This is a genomic window from Desulfovibrio sp. OH1186_COT-070 (assembly GCF_003860215.1).
Lineage (GTDB): Bacteria > Desulfobacterota > Desulfovibrionia > Desulfovibrionales > Desulfovibrionaceae > Desulfovibrio.
The window spans coordinates 1-443 of sequence record NZ_RQYH01000175.1; the positions used below are offsets into that span (position 1 = coordinate 1).

Below are 443 nucleotides of genomic sequence, written 5' to 3' on the forward strand. Positions count from 1 at the left end.
GAACAAGATTAAATGAGAGTTTGATCCTGGCTCAGGACGAACGCTGGCGGCGTGCCTAATACATGCAAGTAGAACGCTGACTACTTTAGCTTGCTAGAGTAGAAGGAGTTGCGAACGGGTGAGTAACGCGTAGGTAACCTGCCTACTAGCGGGGGATAACTATTGGAAACGATAGCTAATACCGCATAACAGTGTTTAACACATGTTAGATGCTTGAAAGATGCAAATGCATCACTAGTAGATGGACCTGCGTTGTATTAGCTAGTTGGTGGGGTAACGGCCTACCAAGGCGACGATACATAGCCGACCTGAGAGGGTGATCGGCCACACTGGGACTGAGACACGGCCCAGACTCCTACGGGAGGCAGCAGTAGGGAATCTTCGGCAATGGGGGCAACCCTGACCGAGCAACGCCGCGTGAGTGAAGAAGGTTTTCGGATCGT

1 rRNA gene is annotated in these 443 nt (G+C 51.2%); it reads left to right on the top strand.

Annotated elements, in window-relative coordinates:
- Positions 1-8: 8 nt before the first annotated feature.
- Positions 9-443: ribosomal RNA gene (locus tag EII23_RS12415) — 16S ribosomal RNA — on the top strand; the annotation flags it as partial.